This window comes from Pseudoalteromonas sp. MSK9-3, from assembly GCF_003590335.1.
In the GTDB taxonomy this organism is placed as follows: Bacteria; Pseudomonadota; Gammaproteobacteria; order Enterobacterales; family Alteromonadaceae; genus Pseudoalteromonas.
Map to the genome: position 1 here is coordinate 1 of NZ_MIET01000057.1, position 498 is coordinate 498.

The window sequence follows — 498 nt, forward strand, 5'->3', positions numbered from 1 at the left end:
GGATCACCTCCTTATACGATTTAGAACTTATTTGTTCGTAGTGTCCACACAGATGATTGTTAGTTAGTTTTATCCTGAGGGATTGGCTAATTAATATTGCTCTTTAAAAATTTGGAAAAGCTGATAAATAAATTCTTATAGATATTCGTATCTATAAAGAGTTTTCAAAAGTAAAACAATGCCAATTAATCAATGATTAATTAGCATCTACTTTAGTATTCAATATTAACTTCTGGCGAAGTTTAAACTGTCTTTGACGATACAAACCATTTTGGGTTGTATGGTTAAGTGACTAAGCGTATACGGTGGATGCCTTGGCAGTTGGAGGCGATGAAGGACGTACTAACTTGCGATAAGCCTAGTTGAGCCAGTAAGAGGCGCTTGAGACTAGGATTTCCGAATGGGGAAACCCACCTGCTTTGCAGGTATCATATGGTGAATACATAGCCATATGAGGCGAACGCGGAGAACTGAAACATCTAAGTACCCGTAGGAAAA

At 37.6% G+C, this 498-nt stretch carries 1 rRNA gene; it reads left to right on the forward strand.

From position 1 onward, the window contains the following. Positions 1 to 282 precede the first annotated feature (282 nt). Positions 283 to 498: ribosomal RNA gene (locus tag BGP78_RS20620) — 23S ribosomal RNA — on the forward strand; the annotation flags it as partial.